Genomic DNA, 283 nt, shown 5'->3' with positions numbered 1-283 from the left:
GCTTTGCTGCCCTGCTGATGGCCGGTCTTGATGGTATCAAGAACAAGATCCATCCGGGCGAAGCCATGGACAAAAACCTGTATGACCTGCCGCCAGAAGAAGCGAAAGAGATCCCACAGGTTGCAGGCTCTCTGGAAGAAGCACTGAACGAACTGGATCTGGACCGCGAGTTCCTGAAAGCCGGTGGCGTGTTCACTGACGAAGCAATTGATGCGTACATCGCTCTGCGTCGCGAAGAAGATGACCGCGTGCGTATGACTCCGCATCCGGTAGAGTTTGAGCT

1 pseudogene is annotated in these 283 nt (G+C 54.8%); it reads left to right on the top strand.

Features of this window, described 5'->3' with window-relative positions:
* A pseudogene (gene glnA, locus OO25_RS22095) lies at positions 1-283 on the top strand (glutamine synthetase); the annotation flags it as partial.

Source organism: Phaeobacter sp. S60, from assembly GCF_000826845.1.
Lineage (GTDB): Bacteria > Pseudomonadota > Alphaproteobacteria > Rhodobacterales > Rhodobacteraceae > Phaeobacter > Phaeobacter piscinae.
This window is presented reverse-complemented; position numbering and strand designations above follow the sequence as displayed.